This is a genomic window from Noviherbaspirillum sp. L7-7A (assembly GCF_019052805.1).
GTDB lineage: Bacteria > Pseudomonadota > Gammaproteobacteria > Burkholderiales > Burkholderiaceae_D > Noviherbaspirillum_A.
In genome coordinates this window covers 1,454,926-1,474,596 of sequence record NZ_JAHQRJ010000001.1, presented here as the reverse complement: position 1 = coordinate 1,474,596, position 19,671 = coordinate 1,454,926, and the positions used below count along the sequence as shown (strand labels likewise).

Genomic DNA, 19,671 nt, shown 5'->3' with positions numbered 1-19,671 from the left:
CCTGAATGAAGGAATTTAACAGTCTGATGCTGAATAGTTACGGCGAAGCAAAAGAAGTAGGTCGCCTGCCGGGGCGAACACCCGGCCTGGTCATGACGACAGTGCAGTGGCGTTGTTTCACCCGGCGTGAAGGCGTCACTGCGAAGCAGCAGTTGCTCTTGACGTTAAGCCTTGTTCAACGAATGCATCGAACGTCAACACCGACGGTGCTGCCCGTGCCTTGCCGGGTGACGCAATGCGGCTGCACTTCCGTGGAGACAAGCCGGGAGTCCGTCCCGGCGGCCGGGTCACTTTTTTTGCTTCGCCAAAAAAAGTAACCAAAAAAAGGCGACCCGGTGATCGCGCCCCGCTGCGCGGGGTTCCCGTGTCAGCGGTACCCGGAGCGGGGCGCGGCTAAACTCGCTACGCTGCGCTTCGCTCAGACAGACGCCGCACCTTTTCCCGCTCCGGGCACCGCTGACACGGCGCGCTCAACGGGAATTCACTGCAACGGCCACTTCAAAAGCAACAGCAGAAGCAGAAGCAACGGCAACGGCAACGGCAACGGCAACGGCAACGACAACCACAACGGCAACGGCAACGGCAACGGCAACGACAACCACAACGGCAACGGCAACGGCAACGGCAACGACAGCGACAACGGCAGAAGCGGCGGCAACCACAAAAGCACCTCCAACTTCCGCTTCATCCGCAAGCCACATCCCCTCCCCACCATCCCACCCCATATCGAACCGAACAATTCCCGCGCCTGTAGCAGCCTTGAAAAACAGGCCTTTCAGGTAAACTTCCTGCTTTCATCCGCACCCAAAAGGCAACGATGTCAGCTGTCCCGGCAGTCGATCCGCATGGTTTTCGCCGCATTCTTTATCGCAATATCGCCCTGCCGCTGATCGTCGGTGTCATCAGCGTGCTGGGCTTCGTTGCGCTGATTGCCTATCTGCTGTCGACCATGAACCAGGTCGAGCGCAGCGACCGCATCATAGCCGAGACCCATGCGGCGGCGAAGCTGGCGGTGGACCAGGAAACCGGCATGCGCGGCTTCCTGCTTTCGGGCAATGAAAGCTTTCTGGAACCCTACCGCATCGGCAAGCCGCGCATGCAGGCCCAGCTCGATTCGCTGGAACAGCTCGTCGCCGAGGACGGGCAGCAGGTGCAGCGCGTCAGGCTCATCAAGTCGCTGCATGACCAATGGACCGTGTTCGTCGAAGACGTGCTGACCCAGCGTCGCGCCAACGGCGACTGGCTGCGGCTGGTCATGAGCGGCCGCGGCAAGCAGGAGTTCGATCAGTTGCGGCGCGAGTTCGACGCCTTCCTGCAGATTGAGGAGGAGCGGCGCCAGGCACGCGGCGAGGAGGCGCGGCGGGTTACCGCCGTGACCGTGACGGTGTATCTGGTGCTGTCGCTGCTGCTGGCGGGCGGGCTGGCCCTGTTCGGCCGGCGCGAACTGTTGCGGCTGTCGGAAAGCTATAACGCCGCGCTGTCCCACCAGGGCGAACATGGCCGGCTGCTGGAGCACCAGGCCTGGCTGCGCGCCGGGCAGACGCGGCTGGCCGAACGCATCGTCGGGCAACCGGCGGTGGCGCCGCTGGCGCGCGGCGTGCTGGATTTCCTGGCAGAGTATCTTGGCATGTCGGTCGGTGCGCTCTATGTGCGCGAGCCGGGCAATGTCCTGCGTCGCAGCGCTTCCTACGGCTTTTCGAAAGAAAGCGAATCGGCGCCGCAGCTGATCGCGGCAGGCGAGGGCCTGGTCGGGCAGGCGGCATTGGCCAGGCGCGTGATACGGCTCGACAGCGTGCCGGAAAACTACCTGAAGATCAGCTCCGGCCTGGGCAGCGGCTCGCCGGTGGCGCTGGTGCTGGCGCCGATCCAGGAAGGCGGCGTGGTGAATGGCGTGATGGAACTGGGGTTTGCGAGGCCGGTCGAGGCGCGCGATCTTGAATTGCTCGAGCTGGTCGCGCCGGCAGTGGGCGCAGCGATCGAGGCCGCGTTGTACAGACAGCGCCTGCAGGCGGCGCTGGCCGACACGCAGCAGCTCAACGAGGAATTGCAGGTGCAGCAGGAAGAGCTGCGCACCGCCAATGAAGGCCTGGAGGAGCAGTCGCGCCTGCTGCGCGAATCACAGGCCAGCCTGGAAAATCAGCAGGCCGAGCTGGAGCAGACCAATGTGCGGCTGGGCGAGCAGGCAGTGTCGCTGGACCAGAAGAACCATGCACTGCGGCAGGCGCAGGACGCGCTCGAAGCGCGCGCCGATGAGCTGCAGCGGGCAAGCCGCTACAAGTCGGAATTCCTGGCCAATATGTCGCATGAATTGCGCACGCCGCTGAACAGTTCCCTGATCCTGGCCAAGCTGCTGGCGGAGAACAAGGCGGGCAATCTCAATGCCGAGCAGATCAAGTTCGCCGAGTCGATCTATGCCTCCGGCAACGACCTGCTGGCGCTAATCAATGACATCCTCGACATCTCCAAGGTGGAGGCGGGACAGATGTCGCTGCAGCCGGAAGCGATCACGGTGGATGAACTGGTGGCCAGCCTGGAACGCACCTTCCTGCCACTGGCAGAGGAAAAGCATCTGGCCTTCCGTGTGCTGCAACATGATGCCGGCGCCGCGCCGCTCTATACCGACCGCATGCGGCTGGAACAGGTCCTGAAGAACCTGCTGTCGAATGCGATCAAGTTCACCGAGCGCGGCAGCGTGACCCTGGAGCTGTCGACGCTGCCGGACGAGCGCATCGTGTTCGCGGTCAAGGACTCCGGGATCGGCATCGACCCCGCGCAGCAGGACGCGATCTTCGAAGCCTTCCGCCAGGCCGATGGCGGCACCAGCCGGCGCTATGGCGGCACCGGCCTGGGCCTGTCGATCTCTCGCGAACTGGCCGGCCTGCTCGGCGGGGAAATCACGGTCAGCAGCACGCCGGGGCAGGGCAGCACCTTCACGCTGACGCTGCCGCGTCGCATCGCCCCAGCGGCGCAGCCGGAACCGGAGCCGCAGGCGCTGGCGCCACGGCCTGTTGCCGCGGCGGCTCCGCCGGCCGCCGCGCGCCTGCGCCCGGTAGCGCCAGCATCACTGCCGGCGCCCGCATCCCAGCCGGCGCCGGCCGCCGCCTTTCATGCACAACCATTCCCGGATGACCGCGCCGCCGCGCCCGACGAGCGCCGCACCGTGCTGGTCGTGGAAGACGAGCCGGCCTTTGCCGCCATCCTGTATGACCTCGCCCGCGAAATGGGCTATCGCTGCCTGGTCGCGCAGGGCGCCGATGAGGGGCTGGAGCTGGCGCGCCAATTCCTGCCCAGCGCCGTGCTGCTGGACATGCGCCTGCCCGACCGGCCCGGCCTGTCGCTGCTGCAGCAATTGAAGGAGGACCCGGCCACCCGTCACATTCCGGTGCATGTGGTGTCGTCCGAGGACCGCAGCGAGGCGGCGCTGCACATGGGGGCGATCGGCTATGCGCAGAAGCCGGCCTCGCGCGAGGAACTCAGGGAAGTGTTCCAGCGCCTGGAGGAGCGCTATACCCGCAAGATGAAGCGCATCCTGCTGGTGGAGGACGATGCGCGGCAGCGCGACAGCGTGACTCACCTGATCAGCGACGAGGATGTGGAGATCACGGCGGTGGCCACCGGCACGGATGCGCTGGCCCGCCTGGGCCAGACCCAGTTCGACTGCATGATCATCGATTTGAAGCTGCCCGACATGCAGGGCCGCGAGCTGTTGCGGCGCATGGCGGAGCAGGGCCTGCAGCCATTCCCGCCTGTGATCGTCTACACCGGCCGCAACCTCACCCGCGAGGAGGAGGCCGACCTGATGAAGTATTCGCGCTCCATCATCATCAAGGGCGCCCGCTCGCCGGAGCGGCTGCTCGATGAAGTCACGCTGTTCCTGCACAAGGTGGAGTCGGAGCTGTCGGTGGAACGGCAGGCGATGCTGAAGACGGCCCGCAGCCGCGACCATGTGTTCCAGGGCCGTCGCGTCCTGCTGGTGGACGACGACGTGCGCAACATCTTTGCGCTGACCAGCGCGCTGGAGCAGAAGGGCCTGGCGGTGGAAATCGCCCGCAACGGCGAGGAAGCCATCGCCAAGCTCGATACGGCGCCGGAGGTCGACCTGGTGCTGATGGATGTGATGATGCCGGTAATGGACGGGCTCGAAGCGACCCGCCGCATCCGCACCGATGCCCGCTTCGCCAAGCTGCCCATCATCGCCGTCACCGCCAAGGCCATGCGCGACGATCATGAACAATGCCTCAAGGCCGGCGCCAGCGACTATCTCGCCAAGCCGATCGACCTGGACCGGCTGTTCTCGCTGCTGCGGGTGTGGCTGCCCAACCTGGAGCGACTGCCGCCATGAAGCGCGACGCCACCGAGATCGAACTGAAGCTGCTGGCCGAAGCCATCTACCTCCGGTATGGCCATGACTTCCGCGACTATTCCGGCGCTTCCCACAAGCGCCGTGTGATGCATGCGCTGCCCGAGTTCGGCTGCAGCACCATCTCGGCGCTGCAGTCGCGTGTGCTGCATGAGCCGGCGGTATTCCATGAACTGCTGCAGTTCCTGACGATTCCGGTCTCGGAGATGTTTCGCGACCCATCCTATTACCATGCGCTGCGCCGCGACGTGGTGCCGCTGCTGCAGACCTATCCGTCGATCAAGGTCTGGGTGGCAGGCTGCAGCACCGGCGAGGAAGTCTATTCGCTGGCCATCCTGCTGCATGAGGAAGGGCTGCTGGAGCGTTCGCTGATCTATGGCACCGATATCAACCCGGTGTCGCTGGAGAAGGCGCGGCGCGGCATCTTCCCGTTGGCGGCGATGGAGCGCTATGCCGAGAACTATGAGCGATCAGGCGGCAAGCGCCAGCTTTCGGACTACTACACCGCCGCCTACGACGCGGCATTGCTGGACCGCTTCCTGTCCGCCAACGTGACCTTCGCCGACCATAGCCTGGCGACCGACAATGTGTTCTCCGAAACCCACCTGGTGTCGTGCCGCAATGTGCTGATCTATTTCAACCGCAAGCTGCAGGACCGGGCGCTGGGGCTGTTCCATGCATCGCTGTGCCACCGCGGCTTTTTGGGGCTGGGCGCCAAGGAAAGCATGGAGTTCTCCGCGTGCAAGGAGCGCTTCGAAACCCTGGACAGGCGCGAGCGCCTGTACCGCAAGCTGTGAGCGGCGCGGCGATGGCGACCACGTCATCCGATCTGGCAGGGCGCGGCGTGGACGCCGTGGTGATCGGCGCCTCGGCCGGCGGCCTGGAGGCGCTGCTGGCGATCCTGGCGCATCTGCCCTCGGGCTACCGCTTGCCGCTACTGGCGGTGCTGCACCTGCCCAGCCATGGCGACAGCCGCCTTGCCGAAGTGCTGGGCGCGCGCATGCACCTGCCGGTGCGGGAAGCCGCTGACAAGGAGAGGGTCGAGCCCGGCACGCTGTATGTGGCGCCCGGCGGTTACCATGTGCTGGTAGAACGGGACCTGAGCCTGTCGCTCAGTTGCGACCCGCCGGTGCATTACTCGCGGCCATCGATCGACGTGATGATGGAGTCCGCGGCCGACGCCTGGGGCGAGCGGCTGGCCGGCGTCCTCCTGACCGGCGCCAACGACGACGGTGCCGACGGCCTGGCGCGCATTGGCGAGCATGGCGGCCTGACCATCGTGCAGGACCCCAGGGAAGCAGCTGTCTCGACCATGCCACAGGCCGCCATCGCCCGCCGCCAGCCCGATCATGTCCTCGGGCTGGCCGGCATCCATGCGCTGCTACTTGAACTGGACAAGCACTGATGGACACACCTGAACGCGCCAAGATCCTGATCGTCGACGATCTGCCGGAAAACCTGATCGCCCTGGAGGCCCTGATCCGGCGCGACGACCTGGCGGTCTATCCGGCCGCGTCCGGCGATGCGGCGCTGACCCTGCTGCTGGAACATGAGTTCGCGCTGGCCATCCTGGACGTGCAGATGCCCGGCATGAATGGCTTCGAGCTGGCCGAGCTGATGCGCAGCACCGGCCGCACCCGGCGCATTCCCATCGTCTTCGTCAGCGCCGCCGGGCGCGAGCTCAATCATGCATTCAAGGGCTATGAGGCCGGCGCGGTCGACTTCCTGCACAAGCCGCTGGACGGCTATGCGGTCAGGAGCAAGGTGGCGGTGTTCGTTGACATGTATCGCCAGCGCAGCGCAATGCGGCGCCAGGTGGAAGCGCTGGAGCAGAGCCGGCGCGAGCAGCAGGCCCTGCTGGAAAAGCTCAATGCGGCGCAGCTTGACCTCGAGCGCGCCGTCAAGATGCGCGATGACTTCATGTCGGTGGTGGCGCATGAGCTGCGCACGCCGCTCAATACGCTGTTCCTCGAAACCCAGTTGCGCAAGATGCAGATCGAGCGCGGCAATCTCGCAGCCTTCGCGCCCGAGCAGCTCGCCAAGATGGTTGCCCGCGACGACAGGCAGATCCGCAACATGGTGCGCCTGATCGACGACATGCTGGACGTCTCGCGCATCCGCAGCGGCGCGCTGTCGGTGCGGCCGGCGCAGGTTGAGCTGGCGGGCCTGCTGCGGCGCGTGATCGACGACCTGGAACAGCAGGCGCTGGCCGTGGGCAGCTGCATCACCCTGAATGCGCCGCAGCCGGTGGACGGCTGGTGGGATGAATTCCGCATCGAGCAGGTAGTGGTCAACCTGCTGACCAATGCCCTGCGCTATGGCAGCGGCAAGCCGGTGGAGGTGGGCTTGAGCGCAACGCCGGATGGCGCCCGGATCGAAGTGCGCGACCACGGCATCGGCATCTCCGAGCAGGACCAGCAGCGCATCTTCCAGCAGTTCGAGCGCGGCGGCGGCGCCAAGTCGGCCGATGGGCTGGGTCTGGGCCTGTACATCACCCGCCAGCTGGTCGAGGCGCACGGCGGGAAGATCAGCGTCTACAGCGCGCCGGGCGAGGGTTCGGTCTTCCGGCTGGAGCTGCCGCAGGGCAGGGCATAGGTGGGCGGTTGCCATCCAACTCCCGTCAATCGCGCCATGCCGGCGGGTGCGGGGAGCAGCAAAGGGCAGCGACCATCGTGGGATGGAATACCCCGAAGGGGCATTCCACGGCCTCTGCCGTTGCAAGCGCTCGCCTGGCGTGGCTGCCGTGGCGGTATCGCGTAATGCCCCTTCGGGGTATTACGCCCTACGTATTCTCTTTCATCCCGGGGGCGAAACAGCCTTCGCAATGTCCGCTAGGGTGGAATGTCCCGTCCAGGTGTTCCACCCCACCAGGCGCGCACCTTGTTTGCTTTCTACATGGCCTCACGGTTCGATCAACCGGACCTAAAAAGGAAGTCCAGAAGTGACTTCCCATGCCGGATCAAGCAGGGTGTTAAAAAAATTTTCACATCGCCCTAAATTCCCCGCCTGCGCCGCCGTTACTCTCCCTGTAGGGAAAGCCGCAGGGCCCCGCAAAAAAATTGAAAAAATTTTCACGCGGACCCTAAAGTCGGCCAAACCGCTGCCGTAAATGGCTACAAGAGCAACACAGCAGCACAAAAACAACAGAAAGAAAGAGAATCGCCCGTCCGTTGCAGCCGATACTGCCACCCGCTTTGAGGCCGTTCCCGAACTTTCTCCCTCGCCTGGCGCCTTGCCCTGCACCATTTCCCTCGGTGCGGGGACGGCGCGCTGGCGTTTTGTAAGACAAAATCGTACAGAGCCACCAGATCATTTCTCACTAGAAATACAGATTTCAGCTTATTTCCCATAGGAATCATTGCGCACATACTTCGTCCATCGGCAAAGCAACCGGGCAACCGGCAAAACGGACAGGAGAACGGCAATGAATACCAATGACATGATGGCTGAGATTCGCGACGCAAATCTGAACTACCTGATGCTGGCGCAGCAGATGATTCGCGCCGACAAGGCCTGCGCCATCTACCGTCTTGGCATCAGCGCCGAGATCGCCTCCCTGCTGGAAACCCTGAGCAATGCCCAGCTGCTCAAGCTGGCCAGCGCCAACCTGATGCTGGCCCGCTTCCGCTTCGACGACACCGCCATCCTCGGCATGCTGACCTCGCACAGCAAGGAACGCTCGCTGTCCCAGACCCACGCCGCCATCCTGATGGCAGGCCAGCCGGTCGAAGAAATCAACTGATCGCAACGCCCAATACCTTCGGGAGACGAGAGCATGGCAAACAAGAGTCTGGTATCGGAAGCAAGGGAAATCGGTCTGGCGATCGAGCTGATCAAGCTGGGCGCGCGGCTGCAGCTGCTGGAGCTGGAAACCTCGCTGTCGCGCGAGCGGCTGCTAAAGCTCTACAAGGAACTCAAGGGCGTATCGCCGCCCAAGGGCATGCTGCCGTTCTCCACCGACTGGTTCATCACCTGGCAGCCCAACATCCATTCCTCGCTGTTCATCAACATCCACCGCTACATGACCCAGCATGCCGGTCTGTCCGGTATCGAGGCGGTGATGAAGGCTTACCAGCTCTATCTGGAGCAGATGCCTGCGCAGCCGGGCGAGGAGCCGCTGCTGTCGCTGACCCGGGCCTGGACCCTGGTGCGTTTCTTCGACAGCCAGATGCTGACCACCGCCAAGTGCTGCGAATGCGGCGGCGACTTCGTCACCCACAGCTTCGACCTCAACCACGGCTATGCCTGCGGCCTGTGCCACATGCCTTCCCGTGCCGGCAAGACCAAGAAGGCGCGCGACGACGCGCTCGCTGCCGCCTGACCGGCATGGCCTGATGGCTGTTTCCTCCGTGTCCCGGCCGCAGTCCCGGCGCCTGTCCAGCCTGCCATCGGTGCAGGCGCTGATGATCCAGCTGGCGGCGCTTGGCCTGGCCGCGCTCGCATGGCTGCTGCTGGCCCGCTCGGGCTTCGCGCTTGCGCCGCTCGCCGCCGCTTTCCTGCAGGGCGCACTGGCCGCGATGCTGTCGCGCTGGCGCGGGCAGGCGGCCTGGTGGCACCTCATTCATTTCCTCTTCCTGCCGGCGGCGCTGGCCATGCTGGCGCTGCAGTTGCCGCCCTGGCTGTTCCTGGCCACCTTTCTTGCCATGCTGGCGCTTTACTGGTCGACCTTCCGCACCCAGGTGCCGTTCTACGCTTCGGGCAGCGCGGCCTGGGATGCGGTGGCGATGGAACTGCCAAAGCGGCCGCTGCGCATCATCGACATCGGCAGCGGGCTGGGCGGCCTGGCCCTCAATATTGCAGCGCGCCGTCCCGACTGCAAGGTCACAGGCATCGAACTGGCGCCGCTGCCCTGGCTGGCGAGCCGGCTTCGTCCGGGAGGCAGCGTCAACTGCCGCTTTCTGCGCGGCGACTACCAGGCGCTCGATTTCGCCGATTACGACGTGGTGTTTGCCTATCTGTCGCCCGCTGCGATGCCGCAGCTATGGGCCAAGGCGCGCGCCGAGATGCGCCCCGGCGCACTGCTGCTGTCGCATGAATTCATCGTGCCGGATACGGCGCCGCAAATCCGACGGCCGACCAGGCCGGGCGGGCCCATGCTCTACGGCTGGCAAATGTAAAAAGGCAAGCATAATATTTCCTCCTCTCAAGTTTTTCCGGCCTGTGCCGTTACCGCATGCAGAGGCGTCCTGGATTGGATGTTGCGACGACGGAAGGCGCCTCCGGTTGTTTTTCTGATAAATCGAACGCCGTCTCGCGGCAGGCGCGGCGCGCAACAAGCGGAGTGTGAAAAGACGTGTTAGTCCTGATTGGTTATGTGGTCGTGATGGCCTCGGTTTTCGGCGGCTTCGCCATGGCGGGCGGCCATCTCGCCGCGCTCTGGCAGCCGCTGGAAGTGCTGATGATCGGCGGCGCCGCAGTGGGCGCCTTCTTCGTCGGCAATGATTCCAAAGCCATCAAGGCGACCTTCAAGGCCCTGCCCAGCGTGTTCAAGGGTTCGCGCTATACCAAGACCCTGTACCTGGAGCTGATGGCGCTCCTGTCGGAAATCCTGAACAAGGTGAGGAAGGAAGGCCTGATGTCGATCGAAGGCGACGTCGACGCGCCGGAGGAAAGCCCGATCTTCACCAAGTACCCCGGCATCCTGGCCGACCACCACATGATCGAGTTCATCACCGACTACCTGCGCCTGATGGTCTCCGGGAACATGGATGCCTTCCAGATCGAGAACCTGATGGACAACGAGATCGAGACTCATCACCACGAGGGCGAAGTGCCGGCCCACTGCATCGCCAAGCTGGGCGACGGCCTGCCGGCCTTCGGCATCGTGGCGGCGGTGATGGGCGTGGTTCATACGATGGAGTCGGTGGGCCTGCCGCCGGCTGAGCTGGGCATCCTGATCGCGCATGCGCTGGTCGGCACCTTCCTCGGCATCCTGCTGGCCTATGGCTTCGTCGGTCCGCTGGCCGGCCTCCTGGAGCAGAAGCTGACCGAGTCGACCAAGATGTACCAGTGCGTGAAAGTGACCCTGCTGGCCAGCCTGAATGGCTATGCGCCGGCGCTGGCGATCGAGTTCGGCCGCAAGGTGCTGTTCTCCACCGAGCGTCCGTCGTTCAAGGAACTCGAAGAGCACATCAAGCAGGCCAAGTCGAAGTAAGGATAGAAACGGAAAACCCGGAATATGGCTGACGACAACCTGCGCCCCATCGTAGTCAAGCGCATCAAGAAAGTGGCGGGCGGCCATCATGGCGGCGCCTGGAAGATCGCCTATGCCGACTTCGTCACCGCGATGATGGCTTTCTTCCTGCTGATGTGGCTGCTTGGCTCCACCGCCAAGGGGGACCTGCAGGGCATCGCCGAATATTTCTCGACGCCGCTGAAGGTCGCCATGGCCGGCGGCTCGGGCGCCGGCGACAGCTCCAGCGTGATCCAGGGCGGCGGCCGCGACCTGACCCGCAAGGAAGGCCAGGTCAAGAAGGGCGAAGATCCGCCGGTCAAGAAGAGCTATGACCTGAAGGGCATCCAGCAGGAACTGGAACGCATCGAAGCCGAAAAGCTCAAGGGCCTGAAGTCGCGCATCGAGGCGGCCATCGAGACCAGCCAGACGCTCAAGCAGTTCAAGAAGCAGCTGCTGATGGACATCACCACCGAGGGCTTGCGCATCCAGATCGTCGATGCCCAGAACCGGCCCATGTTCGCCAGCGCCAGGGCCGAGCTGCAACCCTATACCCGCGAGATCCTGCGCGAGATCGGCCGGGTGCTCAATGACATGCCCAACAAGATCAGCCTCTCCGGCCATACCGATGCAACGCCGTATTCCACAGGCGACAAGGGCTACAGCAACTGGGAGCTGTCGGCCGACCGCGCCAATGCGTCGCGCCGCGAGTTGATTGCCGGCGGCATGGAGGACGGCAAGGTGGTGCGGGTGGTTGGCCTGTCATCCGCGGTGCTGATGGACCAGCAGAACCCGACGAACCCGATCAACCGTCGCATTTCCATCATCGTGATGAACAAGAAGGCCGAGGAAAGCGCCTCCCGCGATGGCGGCAGCGCCCTCAACATCAGCGAGGAAAAGCAGGCCGAGCCAGCGCTTCACCAGGGCGCCGGCACGATGCCGGCAGCACCGGGAACGGCACCGGCAGGCGCAGCGGCGGGTGCGATTGCGCCGCCCGCGCCAGCCGCCGTGCCCGTGCCTGCCTCAGCGCCTCCGCCAGCACCCGCACCGCCACCGGCCGCGCCGCCGAACGCCGCCACGGTTGCGGCGCAGGCAAGCGCGGCCGCGGCATCGGTCGCGGCAAGGCAGGAAGCTGCCGGCGTGATCAAGTATTAGGCGTTTGATCTGGCAAACCACCATGGACGTTCAATGACGATTCAGGATACCGAAGTACGCGAGCTCGGCCGCCTGCTGACGGATGTCAGCGCAGAAGGCATGTCGCATCTGGAGGAAGTCCAGGCCGACCTGGCGCAGACCCGCCTGCTGCTGACCGAAGCCATCGAGCGGCTGTCTGCCGGCTTCAGCGCGCTGCACTCGGCAGTGGCCGCGCAGAGCGACGCCGCGCAGGCGCTGCGGCACGGCGCCGGCGAGGCCGACTGCGCCCGCCTGCATGCGGCCGGCGCCGACATCGAGGAGCAGGTGCGGGCGATGGTGACAGCCCTGCAGTTCGAGGACATGACCAGCCAGCTGATAGCCCATGCCGGTCGCCGGGTTGCCGGCCTGCGCAGCATCCTGGCCGACATGGTCGACGGCGCGCGCGAGCTGGCCGCGGGCGACCTGGCGCAGATGGAACGGCTGCGCGCGACGCTGGCGATGCAGAGCAGGGCGCTGGATGGCCAGCTCATGCGCAGCGTCGACCAGCATCACATGGAAAGCGGCGATATCACGCTGTTCTGAAGCCGGGCAGCATGCCGGACTGGCAACAAGATACTGAACAAGACAACAAGCAAAGCGAGAATCACGATGGCGAAGACAATCCTGGCAGTGGACGACTCTGGCTCCCTGCGTCAGATGCTGGTATTCACCCTGAAGGCCGCCGGCTATCAGGTTACCGAAGCGGTCGACGGCCGCGATGGGCTGGACAAGGCGAAGCACAAGCACTTCGACCTGGTCCTGACCGATCAGAACATGCCGAACATGGACGGCCTGACCCTGATCCGCTCCCTGCGCGCGCTGCCGGCCTACAACCGTGTCCCCATCCTGATGCTGACCACCGAGTCGAGCGACGAGATGAAGAACAAGGGCCGCACCGCCGGCGCCACCGGCTGGCTGGTCAAGCCTTTCGATCCGAATCGCCTGACCGAAGTGGTACGCAAGGTCATCGGCTGAGCATGGCGCCACGCCCCACCGTACTTTGGTCCATCGCATGAGGATTGCAGCATGAGCATCGATATCAGCCAGTTCTTCCTGGTGTTTTTTGAAGAGGCCGAGGAACTGCTGGCCGAAATGGAACGCCTTCTGCTGGCGCTCGACACCGAAGCGCCTGACATGGAGCAGCTGGCCGCCATCTTCCGTACCGCCCATTCCATCAAGGGCGGCGCCGCCACCTTCGGCCAGACCGACATGACCGAGGTGACCCATGTGCTGGAGTCGCTGCTGGACCGGCTGCGGCGCGGCGAAATGGCAATCAGCTCCGCCCACGTCGACGCCTTCTTCGCCGCCAAGGATGTGCTGAAGATGCAGCTCGACGGCCACCGGCATGGCGCCGAGGTCGACCAGGAGGCAGTGCAGGCGGTGCGGGCGCGGCTTGAAGCGCTGTCCAGCACCACAGCGGCCAGCGGTGCGCCCCAGGCCAGAGCCGAGCCGGGCAGCGGCAATGGTGCCGGCAATGGTGGTCGCCGCCTGCGCCTGGCCCTGCCGCCGCTGAAGCGGGAAGACATTGCCGCGCTGGCTGGCGAGCTGGCGCTGATGGGCAGCCTGACCGAGGAAAACGGGGCCGAAGGCGGCGCGATGCTGCTGCTCGACACCGCCGAAAGCGTGGACGATGTGCTGGCCATCTGCTCCTTCATCATCGATCCGTCGGATGTGAAGATCACCGAGGACGAGGCCCACGGCTACACCTCGCCCGATGGCAGCTATGGCTTCTTCGAGCCGCTGCCGGAACCGGCGCCGGCGGCGGACGATGCACCGCAGGTGAGCGCCCATGCCGAAGCGCCTGCTGTGCGCGCGGCGAATGCGGACAAGGCGGCCAGCCTGGAGTCTTCGTCGATCCGGGTTTCGGTGGAGAAGGTGGACCAGCTGATCAACCTGGTTGGCGAGCTCGTGATCACCCAGGCCATGATCGAGCAGCGCTGCGCAGCGCTGGACCCAATGCAGCACGAACGGCTGCTGTCGGGCGTATCGCAGCTGACCCGCAATACCCGCGACCTGCAGGAAGCGGTGATGTCGATCCGCATGATGCCGATGGACTATGTGTTCTCGCGCTTCCCGCGCATGGTGCGCGATCTGGCAGCCAAGCTGGGCAAGAAGGTCGACTTCATTACCTACGGCGCCGCCACGGAACTCGACAAGGGCCTGATCGAACGCATCATCGATCCGCTGACCCACCTGGTGCGCAACAGCGTCGACCATGGCATTGAAACCCCGGCCGTGCGCGCGGCCAGCGGCAAGCTGGAAACCGGCAAGCTGTCGCTGTCGGCCGCCCACCAGGGCGGCAATATCGTGATCGAGGTCAGCGATGATGGCGGCGGCCTGAACCGCGAGCGCATCCTGGACAAGGCGCGCCAGAACGGCCTGCCGGTATCGGACGACATGCCCGATGCCGATGTCTGGCAGCTGATCTTTGCGCCCGGCTTCTCCACCGCCGAGGAAGTGACCGATGTCTCCGGACGCGGCGTGGGCATGGACGTGGTCAAGCGCAACATCACCGCCATGGGCGGCGCGGTCGACATCCGTTCCGCGCGCGGCTTCGGCACCACCATCTCGATCTCTCTGCCGCTGACGCTGGCGATCCTGGACGGCATGTCGGTACGGGTCGGCGACGAAATCTATATCCTGCCGCTGGGCTATGTGGTGGAGTCGCTGCAGCCTGCACGGCAGGACGTGAAGGATATCGCCGGCCAGGGCCGGGTCGTGAAGGTGCGCGGCGAATACCTGCCGCTGATTGCGCTGCATGCGCTGTTCGGCATCGACGCCCGCTGCACCGATCCGGCCGAGGGCATCCTGGTGATACTGGAATCGGAAGGCACCCGCGCCGCGCTGCTGCTGGACGAGCTGGTGGGGCAGCAGCAGGTGGTGGTGAAGAACCTGGAATCGAACTACCGCAAGGTGGCGGGCATTTCGGGCGCCACCATACTGGGCGACGGCGGCGTGTCGCTGATCCTCGATGTGGCAATGCTGTTGCGCGGGTATGGAAAGCGTCAGGCGATGGAACAGGCCGATTTCGCCTGAGGACGTTGCAAGCGTAAAGCCGGTGCGGGCAGGGCGCCCGGCACCGGCTTTTCTTTACAGGGCTAATGCCTCCCCGACATCTTCTCGGCTCGTGCGATGAAAAGGGCGACCTTGTCCATCGTGCCGGGTTGGGATCGTCGCCAGTAGCCTGGCGACGGATGCTTCCCTCCGTCGTTCCAGGGGGCCGATCCCTCTGTCTCATCCGGCACGTGATGAATCGGGCGGTCGTTACTTCTTCTGATAGATCTTGTCGAACTCGCCGCCGTCGTCGAAGTGCTTCTTCTGCGCGGCATCCCAGCCACCGAAGACTTCATCGACGGTAAACAGCTTCACCGGCTTGAACGAGGCGCTGTGCTTCCTCAGCACCGCCTCCGAGCGAGGACGGAAGAAATGCTGGGCGATCACTTCCTGGGCTGGCTCGGTATAGAGGAATTGCAGGTAGGCCGTTGCCTGCTTGCGTATGCCCTTGCGGTCCACCACCTTGTCCACCACCGCCACCGGCGACTCGGCCAGGATCGATGATGCCGGATAGACGATATCGAAGTTCTGGCCCATTTCCTTCTTCACCAGCTGCACTTCATTTTCAAAGGTCACCAGCACGTCGCCGATTTCACGCTGGGTGAAGGTGGTGGTGGCGGCCCGTCCGCCCGAGTCCAGCACCGGCACGTTCTTGAAGATCTTGCTGACTAGCTCGCTGGCCTGCGCTTCATTGCCGCCTTTCTGCAGCACCGAGCCCCATGCCGCCAGGTAGGTATAGCGGCCATTGCCGGCGGTCTTCGGGTTGGGGATCACCACCTTTACATCCGGTTTGGCCAGGTCTTCCCAGTCCTTGATGCCTTTCGGGTTGCCCTTTCTGACCAGGTACACCATGGTTGAGTAGAACGGCGCGGCATTGTTGGGAAACTTCTTGTTCCAGTCCGCCGCAACCACGCCGCGCTTGGCCAGCATGTCGATGTCATTGGCCTGGTTCATTGTCACCACCGATGCTTCCAGGCCATCGGCTACCGAGCGCGCCTGCTTGGAGGAGCCGCCGTGGGACTGGTTGATGGTGATGGTTTCGCCGGTTTTCTGTTTCCAGTCGGCGATGAAGAGGGGATTGATATCCTTGAACAGTTCGCGTGCCACGTCATAGGACACGTTGAGCAGCGTGGTATCGGCATGGGCCGGCGCAGCGACCCCGAGTGCCAGGGTGACGGCTGCGACGCCGGCAATGCCGCCGAGCGCAGAGCGCAGCTTCCCGAATAGCGGTGCGCGCTGCAGCGCGCTGGTGGTAATGGACATGGTCTCTCCCTAAATGAATGAAGGCGGCTATTGTGCCAAAAATTGGCGCGCATCATTGAATGATCATCATGGGACTTGTTGAGTGGATGGGGTGCGGCGTGTCTGTGCGCGGTTCCGGGGGAGGTTTGCATGCGGCGATGGGGCATGTCTGAAAATACTGTTGGCTTGGTCAGGCTGGAGTTTTTCCTGCAATTTCCTGTAGAGGCGGCGTCAAGATCGCTTCTTGACTCTGAAGGAGGCAAATGAAAAAGAAACCGCTACAGGCGTTTACGGCCGAGTTCGAGGCGGCTGCCATCCTCCGGGAATAAAGAATGGCCAGACGATACCGGCGGTAGGCCAGAAACTGGGTGTCGGTCATCAATTGGAGCGCAGCCCGGTAAAGGCGGCCGCCTAGGACGGGCAGGGCGACGTCGGACGCGCGCGGTACCTAGTAAAGCAAGGGAACGCGATGTGCGCCCCCAACTGGGAGGCGAAAGAAAAGAATGAAGCTCACGGAGCTACGCCGCCTGAGTGAATGAACTCCTGACGGGCTGGTGCGGCCGAGAACTGTCTGAACCAAATCGGATGTGTGCTGAAAAGCCAATGGGCTCGTGACGAGACGTTATGATGTTGCGGGTTGAAGTCATCGTCGAATTTCTGACTCGCCGCCTACTTCATAAACGACGTAAAGAGGGTCTCATAATGAATAAAGTGGAAAAGGTAGCGCTAGTGACCGGTGCAGGATCCGGTATAGGCCGTGCTATTTCGCTACGGTTGCTTGAAGATGGATTTGCCGTGGTTTTGGTAGGACGCCGCCGCACGGCTCTGGAGGAGACAGCAGCGTTGGGTCCTGCGTCTGCCAGGACAACGATTTTGCCAGCAGATATATCTAAGATGGAAGAGGTCGATGCCCTGTTCAAAAAAGTGATGCAGGAACACGGCAGATTGGATGTCCTTTTCAACAATGCCGGCGTCTTTACACCGTCGGCTTCCATTGAAGACGTGTCATTAGAAAACTGGCAAGCGGCTGTGGACGTTAATTTGACAGGCGCATTCCTCTGCACTCGGGCGGCGTTTCGCTTAATGAAAAATCAGACGCCTGGTGGGGGAAGAATTATCAATAATGGGTCGATATCGGCTCATGTTCCAAGACCGCATTCGGCTACTTATACAGCGACAAAACATGCCATTACGGGGCTGACAAAGGCAACTTCTCTTGATGGTCGCAGATACAACATCGCGTGCGGTCAAATCGATATAGGTAACGCCTCTACCGATATGACTGACAAGATGGAACGCGGTATTCTGCAAGCAAACGGTTCCACCGCGATAGAGCCGACTTTTGAGACCCGATACGTCGCCGATGCAGTCTCTTATATGGCAAGCCTACCTTTGCACGCCAACGTTCAGTTCATGACCGTAATGGCGACGAACATGCCGTTTATCGGGCGAGGATAACCTAATATTGATGCTGTTCAAGATGGCTGCTGCCTTGATACAGATTGTCTTGCACTACGGAACCATTGGTTTTGGATGGGCGATTTTTGGGACGCAGCACATAGCCCTGTTTATAAACGCTAGCAAGCGTGTATTGAGACTTTGTTAGCATTTCGAGTTTAAGGCGCAACTGGAATATGGTGACTCGTATGTTGCTTCCCTCAGTCGATTTGCCGCTCGATTTAAACAGGGCGATCAAATCTTTAATCAGAATAACTGTTCCCATCTGATTAAGGAACAATTCCGCCAGTGCGCATTCCGAAGGCGTCAAGTGGATTACCTTCGATTGAAATGACAGAAGCCGCACGTCCGGAATCAAAGTCAACGAGCCAAAATGCAGCTTCGTTTTCAGAATATTCTTCCTTCGAAGCGCTGAGATGGTGCGACGACCCAGATCCGACATGGACACAGGTGCACACACCCAGTCTGCGACGAAATCTGGAAAATCCGGTGCTTCGGCCAATGCATCAGTCGACCTGAAAATGAGAACAATAGGCGACATGACTATCGGCAGGAAAGGCGGATTTTTGATGAAAGTAAGCTCTTTCTTTTCAAGTAACTGAATCTTCTGCACGTATGCCGGTTCCTGGGCATCGATCAGCAGCGCTGACGGTTGATCAGGAAAGTTAAGCAAGTGTTCTGGACGTAAGGACACGAGGTCGACAATCTCCCACTCGAAGTGATCGTGCTGCGCACTCAGTTTCGGGCATACACCGTGCAACTCTTCCTTATTTCCATCGAGCATGTTGAAGAGTTCTTTTCCTATGACCTTTAAAGTAATCCTCATCGTTGGTCTCCTAAAGCAGTAAGCGTTGTGAGGAACCTGCCTGTACGGAATTGATCCAGAAAGTACCGCCAGATGGAAAATGTACTTTTGGTTAATATTCGCATCACGGGATGCCGTAAAGTCAACTGGTTCCTACGCAAGCTGATATTTATGTTACTTCTGCTCATCAATTTCTTGTATAGACGCGTTTGTAACCTTTAGTATGTAAGTTGCATCCCCGGTAACACGAAATTTTCCAGCAATTATTTCTGTTGGAGGCGATTTCTATAAATCTTGTTCGGGCACAGTGCAACATAGTTTCTATGAGTAAATATAAATGCCTGATTTGAGAGGCCGTAGTTGCTTGCCGGCGGTCAAAGTTGGCATGGGGGGCAGGTCATGCTTGTAACGCATTATTAAAGCGAGTGGGACCGGTCATTTTCATTTTTTCTATTGCATTTGTAATCAAAATTTGCTTTTTGAGGGAATGAGAAGCTGACTTTTAAAATTTGGTAAGAAAATTTTTAAAAAGTGGAGGGAGGAGATGATTCAGGTTGTCGTGGTTGACTGCAAATTCGTCAAGGATTCCAATCTTGTAAAAAGCCTCCGCGAGTATGGATTTGATGCTACTAGCGTCAATGATTTCGTCCATCTTGTCATCCAATTACTGAATAGACGTATTGATGTAATAATTTTCGACATGGAACTGTTTGGGCTTGAGGCAGTATTATCGGTTAAGCAAATAAGATCTGTGAAAAATCTTCAATCGCTTGGGATAATTATTTTGACATGTCATTGCGATCCAGCGCAACGGCTTGAACTGGTTTCGAATGGCGCAGACGTTTTTTTATCCAAACCCGTACAAATGGAAGAGCTCAGTGCTTATATAAAAAATATTCATGAACGCATTAACTCGCGTGAGGTGAATACTCGCGCGAACCAATGGTATTTTCTTCGTAGTGAATGGCGTTTGATAGCTCCATCTGGTAGCTCTCTGGCGCTTAGTCATTTGGAGTTCAGCTTGATGGAAATGCTAGTAAAGTCTGTTGGAAAACCGGTAAGGAGAAGGGATATTATTGCAGCAGGTTTCGGATTAGACCCTCTGTCATATGACAATCGCCGCCTTGATTCTATTGTCAGCAGGTTGCGCCGGAAGATTCACGCTGCTTACCCATTGTCACAACCAATTAGAGTTGTTCATTCCGTTGGCTATGTTTTTGTCGAGCCAATAAGGACTGATTGAAGAATCTTCGTTCAATCATTATTCTGGGCAACGGTGTTGCATATTTAAATCCACTATTTTTATTCATGCCAAGTGTCATGTGCTCATCATCATGAAACAGCCCTGAATTGGCGCCAAAGTCAACGAGTGGCGACTGAACTCCATTTTTGTCAGCATAGCCGCAG

18 protein-coding genes are annotated in these 19,671 nt (G+C 61.3%); 16 read left to right on the top strand and 2 right to left on the bottom strand.

Annotation, left to right across the window (positions count from 1 at the left end; genetic code table 11):
- Positions 1 to 5: 5 nt before the first annotated feature.
- The 14 genes from KTQ42_RS06620 (at position 6) to cheA (ending at position 14,741) form a co-directional block, all read left to right on the top strand.
- Positions 6 to 317 (top strand): hypothetical protein, encoded by a 312-nt coding sequence (locus KTQ42_RS06620; RefSeq protein WP_217344794.1) that lies wholly within the window; start codon positions 6 to 8, stop codon positions 315 to 317.
- A gap of 18 nt (positions 318 to 335) precedes the next feature.
- On the top strand, positions 336 to 890 hold the full coding sequence (locus tag KTQ42_RS06615) for a hypothetical protein (RefSeq protein ID WP_217344793.1): 555 nt from the start codon (positions 336 to 338) through the stop codon (positions 888 to 890).
- On the top strand, positions 818 to 4,342 hold the full coding sequence (locus KTQ42_RS06610; RefSeq protein WP_217344792.1) for a response regulator: 3,525 nt from the start codon (positions 818 to 820) through the stop codon (positions 4,340 to 4,342). Before KTQ42_RS06615 ends, KTQ42_RS06610 begins: the two co-directional genes overlap by 73 nt.
- Positions 4,339 to 5,157: a CheR family methyltransferase gene (locus KTQ42_RS06605; protein ID WP_217344791.1), complete on the top strand. Its 819-nt coding sequence runs from the start codon at positions 4,339 to 4,341 to the stop codon at positions 5,155 to 5,157. Before KTQ42_RS06610 ends, KTQ42_RS06605 begins: the two co-directional genes overlap by 4 nt.
- Positions 5,158 to 5,168: 11 nt before the next feature.
- Complete coding sequence (locus KTQ42_RS06600) at positions 5,169 to 5,765, top strand: chemotaxis protein CheB (protein WP_217344790.1); 597 nt, start codon at positions 5,169 to 5,171, stop codon at positions 5,763 to 5,765.
- Positions 5,765 to 6,955: a hybrid sensor histidine kinase/response regulator gene (locus KTQ42_RS06595; RefSeq protein ID WP_217344789.1), complete on the top strand. Its 1,191-nt coding sequence runs from the start codon at positions 5,765 to 5,767 to the stop codon at positions 6,953 to 6,955. The genes KTQ42_RS06600 and KTQ42_RS06595 overlap by 1 nt, the downstream gene beginning before the upstream one ends.
- Before the next feature lie 829 nt (positions 6,956 to 7,784).
- On the top strand, positions 7,785 to 8,102 hold the full coding sequence (gene flhD / locus KTQ42_RS06590; RefSeq protein ID WP_217344788.1) for a flagellar transcriptional regulator FlhD: 318 nt from the start codon (positions 7,785 to 7,787) through the stop codon (positions 8,100 to 8,102).
- Between the two features lie 33 nt (positions 8,103 to 8,135).
- Positions 8,136 to 8,681: a flagellar transcriptional regulator FlhC gene (flhC, locus tag KTQ42_RS06585; RefSeq protein ID WP_217344787.1), complete on the top strand. Its 546-nt coding sequence runs from the start codon at positions 8,136 to 8,138 to the stop codon at positions 8,679 to 8,681.
- Between the two features lie 13 nt (positions 8,682 to 8,694).
- Entirely contained in the window at positions 8,695 to 9,477 is a 783-nt protein-coding gene (locus tag KTQ42_RS06580) for a class I SAM-dependent methyltransferase (RefSeq protein WP_217344786.1), read from the top strand.
- 176 nt (positions 9,478 to 9,653) lie between these two features.
- Positions 9,654 to 10,514: a flagellar motor stator protein MotA gene (gene motA, locus KTQ42_RS06575; RefSeq protein WP_217344785.1), complete on the top strand. Its 861-nt coding sequence runs from the start codon at positions 9,654 to 9,656 to the stop codon at positions 10,512 to 10,514.
- Positions 10,515 to 10,538: 24 nt separating this feature from the next.
- The gene (gene motB, locus KTQ42_RS06570; protein ID WP_217344784.1) at positions 10,539 to 11,687 is read left to right on the top strand and encodes a flagellar motor protein MotB; all 1,149 of its coding nucleotides are present in this window, start codon (positions 10,539 to 10,541) and stop codon (positions 11,685 to 11,687) included.
- Between the two features lie 33 nt (positions 11,688 to 11,720).
- Complete coding sequence (locus tag KTQ42_RS06565; RefSeq protein ID WP_217344783.1) at positions 11,721 to 12,248, top strand: chemotaxis protein; 528 nt, start codon at positions 11,721 to 11,723, stop codon at positions 12,246 to 12,248.
- A gap of 66 nt (positions 12,249 to 12,314) precedes the next feature.
- A complete protein-coding gene (locus KTQ42_RS06560; protein WP_217344782.1) occupies positions 12,315 to 12,680 on the top strand; it encodes a response regulator in 366 nt (121 codons plus the stop codon).
- Positions 12,681 to 12,731: 51 nt separating this feature from the next.
- On the top strand, positions 12,732 to 14,741 hold the full coding sequence (gene cheA / locus KTQ42_RS06555) for a chemotaxis protein CheA (RefSeq protein WP_217344781.1): 2,010 nt from the start codon (positions 12,732 to 12,734) through the stop codon (positions 14,739 to 14,741).
- A 228-nt stretch (positions 14,742 to 14,969) separates the two neighbouring features.
- Here cheA and KTQ42_RS06550 read toward each other — a convergent pair whose 3' ends face one another.
- Positions 14,970 to 16,022, bottom strand: a complete 1,053-nt coding sequence (locus KTQ42_RS06550; protein ID WP_217344780.1) for a sulfate ABC transporter substrate-binding protein — start codon at positions 16,020 to 16,022, stop codon at positions 14,970 to 14,972.
- 681 nt (positions 16,023 to 16,703) lie between these two features.
- Between KTQ42_RS06550 and KTQ42_RS06545 the strand changes: the two genes are divergently transcribed.
- On the top strand, positions 16,704 to 17,459 hold the full coding sequence (locus tag KTQ42_RS06545; RefSeq protein WP_217346842.1) for an SDR family oxidoreductase: 756 nt from the start codon (positions 16,704 to 16,706) through the stop codon (positions 17,457 to 17,459).
- 1 nt (position 17,460) lies between these two features.
- On the opposite strand, the gene KTQ42_RS06540 is transcribed toward KTQ42_RS06545, so the two are convergent.
- Entirely contained in the window at positions 17,461 to 18,285 is an 825-nt protein-coding gene (locus tag KTQ42_RS06540; protein ID WP_217344779.1) for a winged helix-turn-helix domain-containing protein, read from the bottom strand.
- A 523-nt stretch (positions 18,286 to 18,808) separates the two neighbouring features.
- Here KTQ42_RS06540 and KTQ42_RS06535 point away from each other — a divergent pair.
- Positions 18,809 to 19,507, top strand: a complete 699-nt coding sequence (locus tag KTQ42_RS06535) for a response regulator transcription factor (RefSeq protein WP_217344778.1) — start codon at positions 18,809 to 18,811, stop codon at positions 19,505 to 19,507.
- Positions 19,508 to 19,671 lie beyond the last annotated feature (164 nt).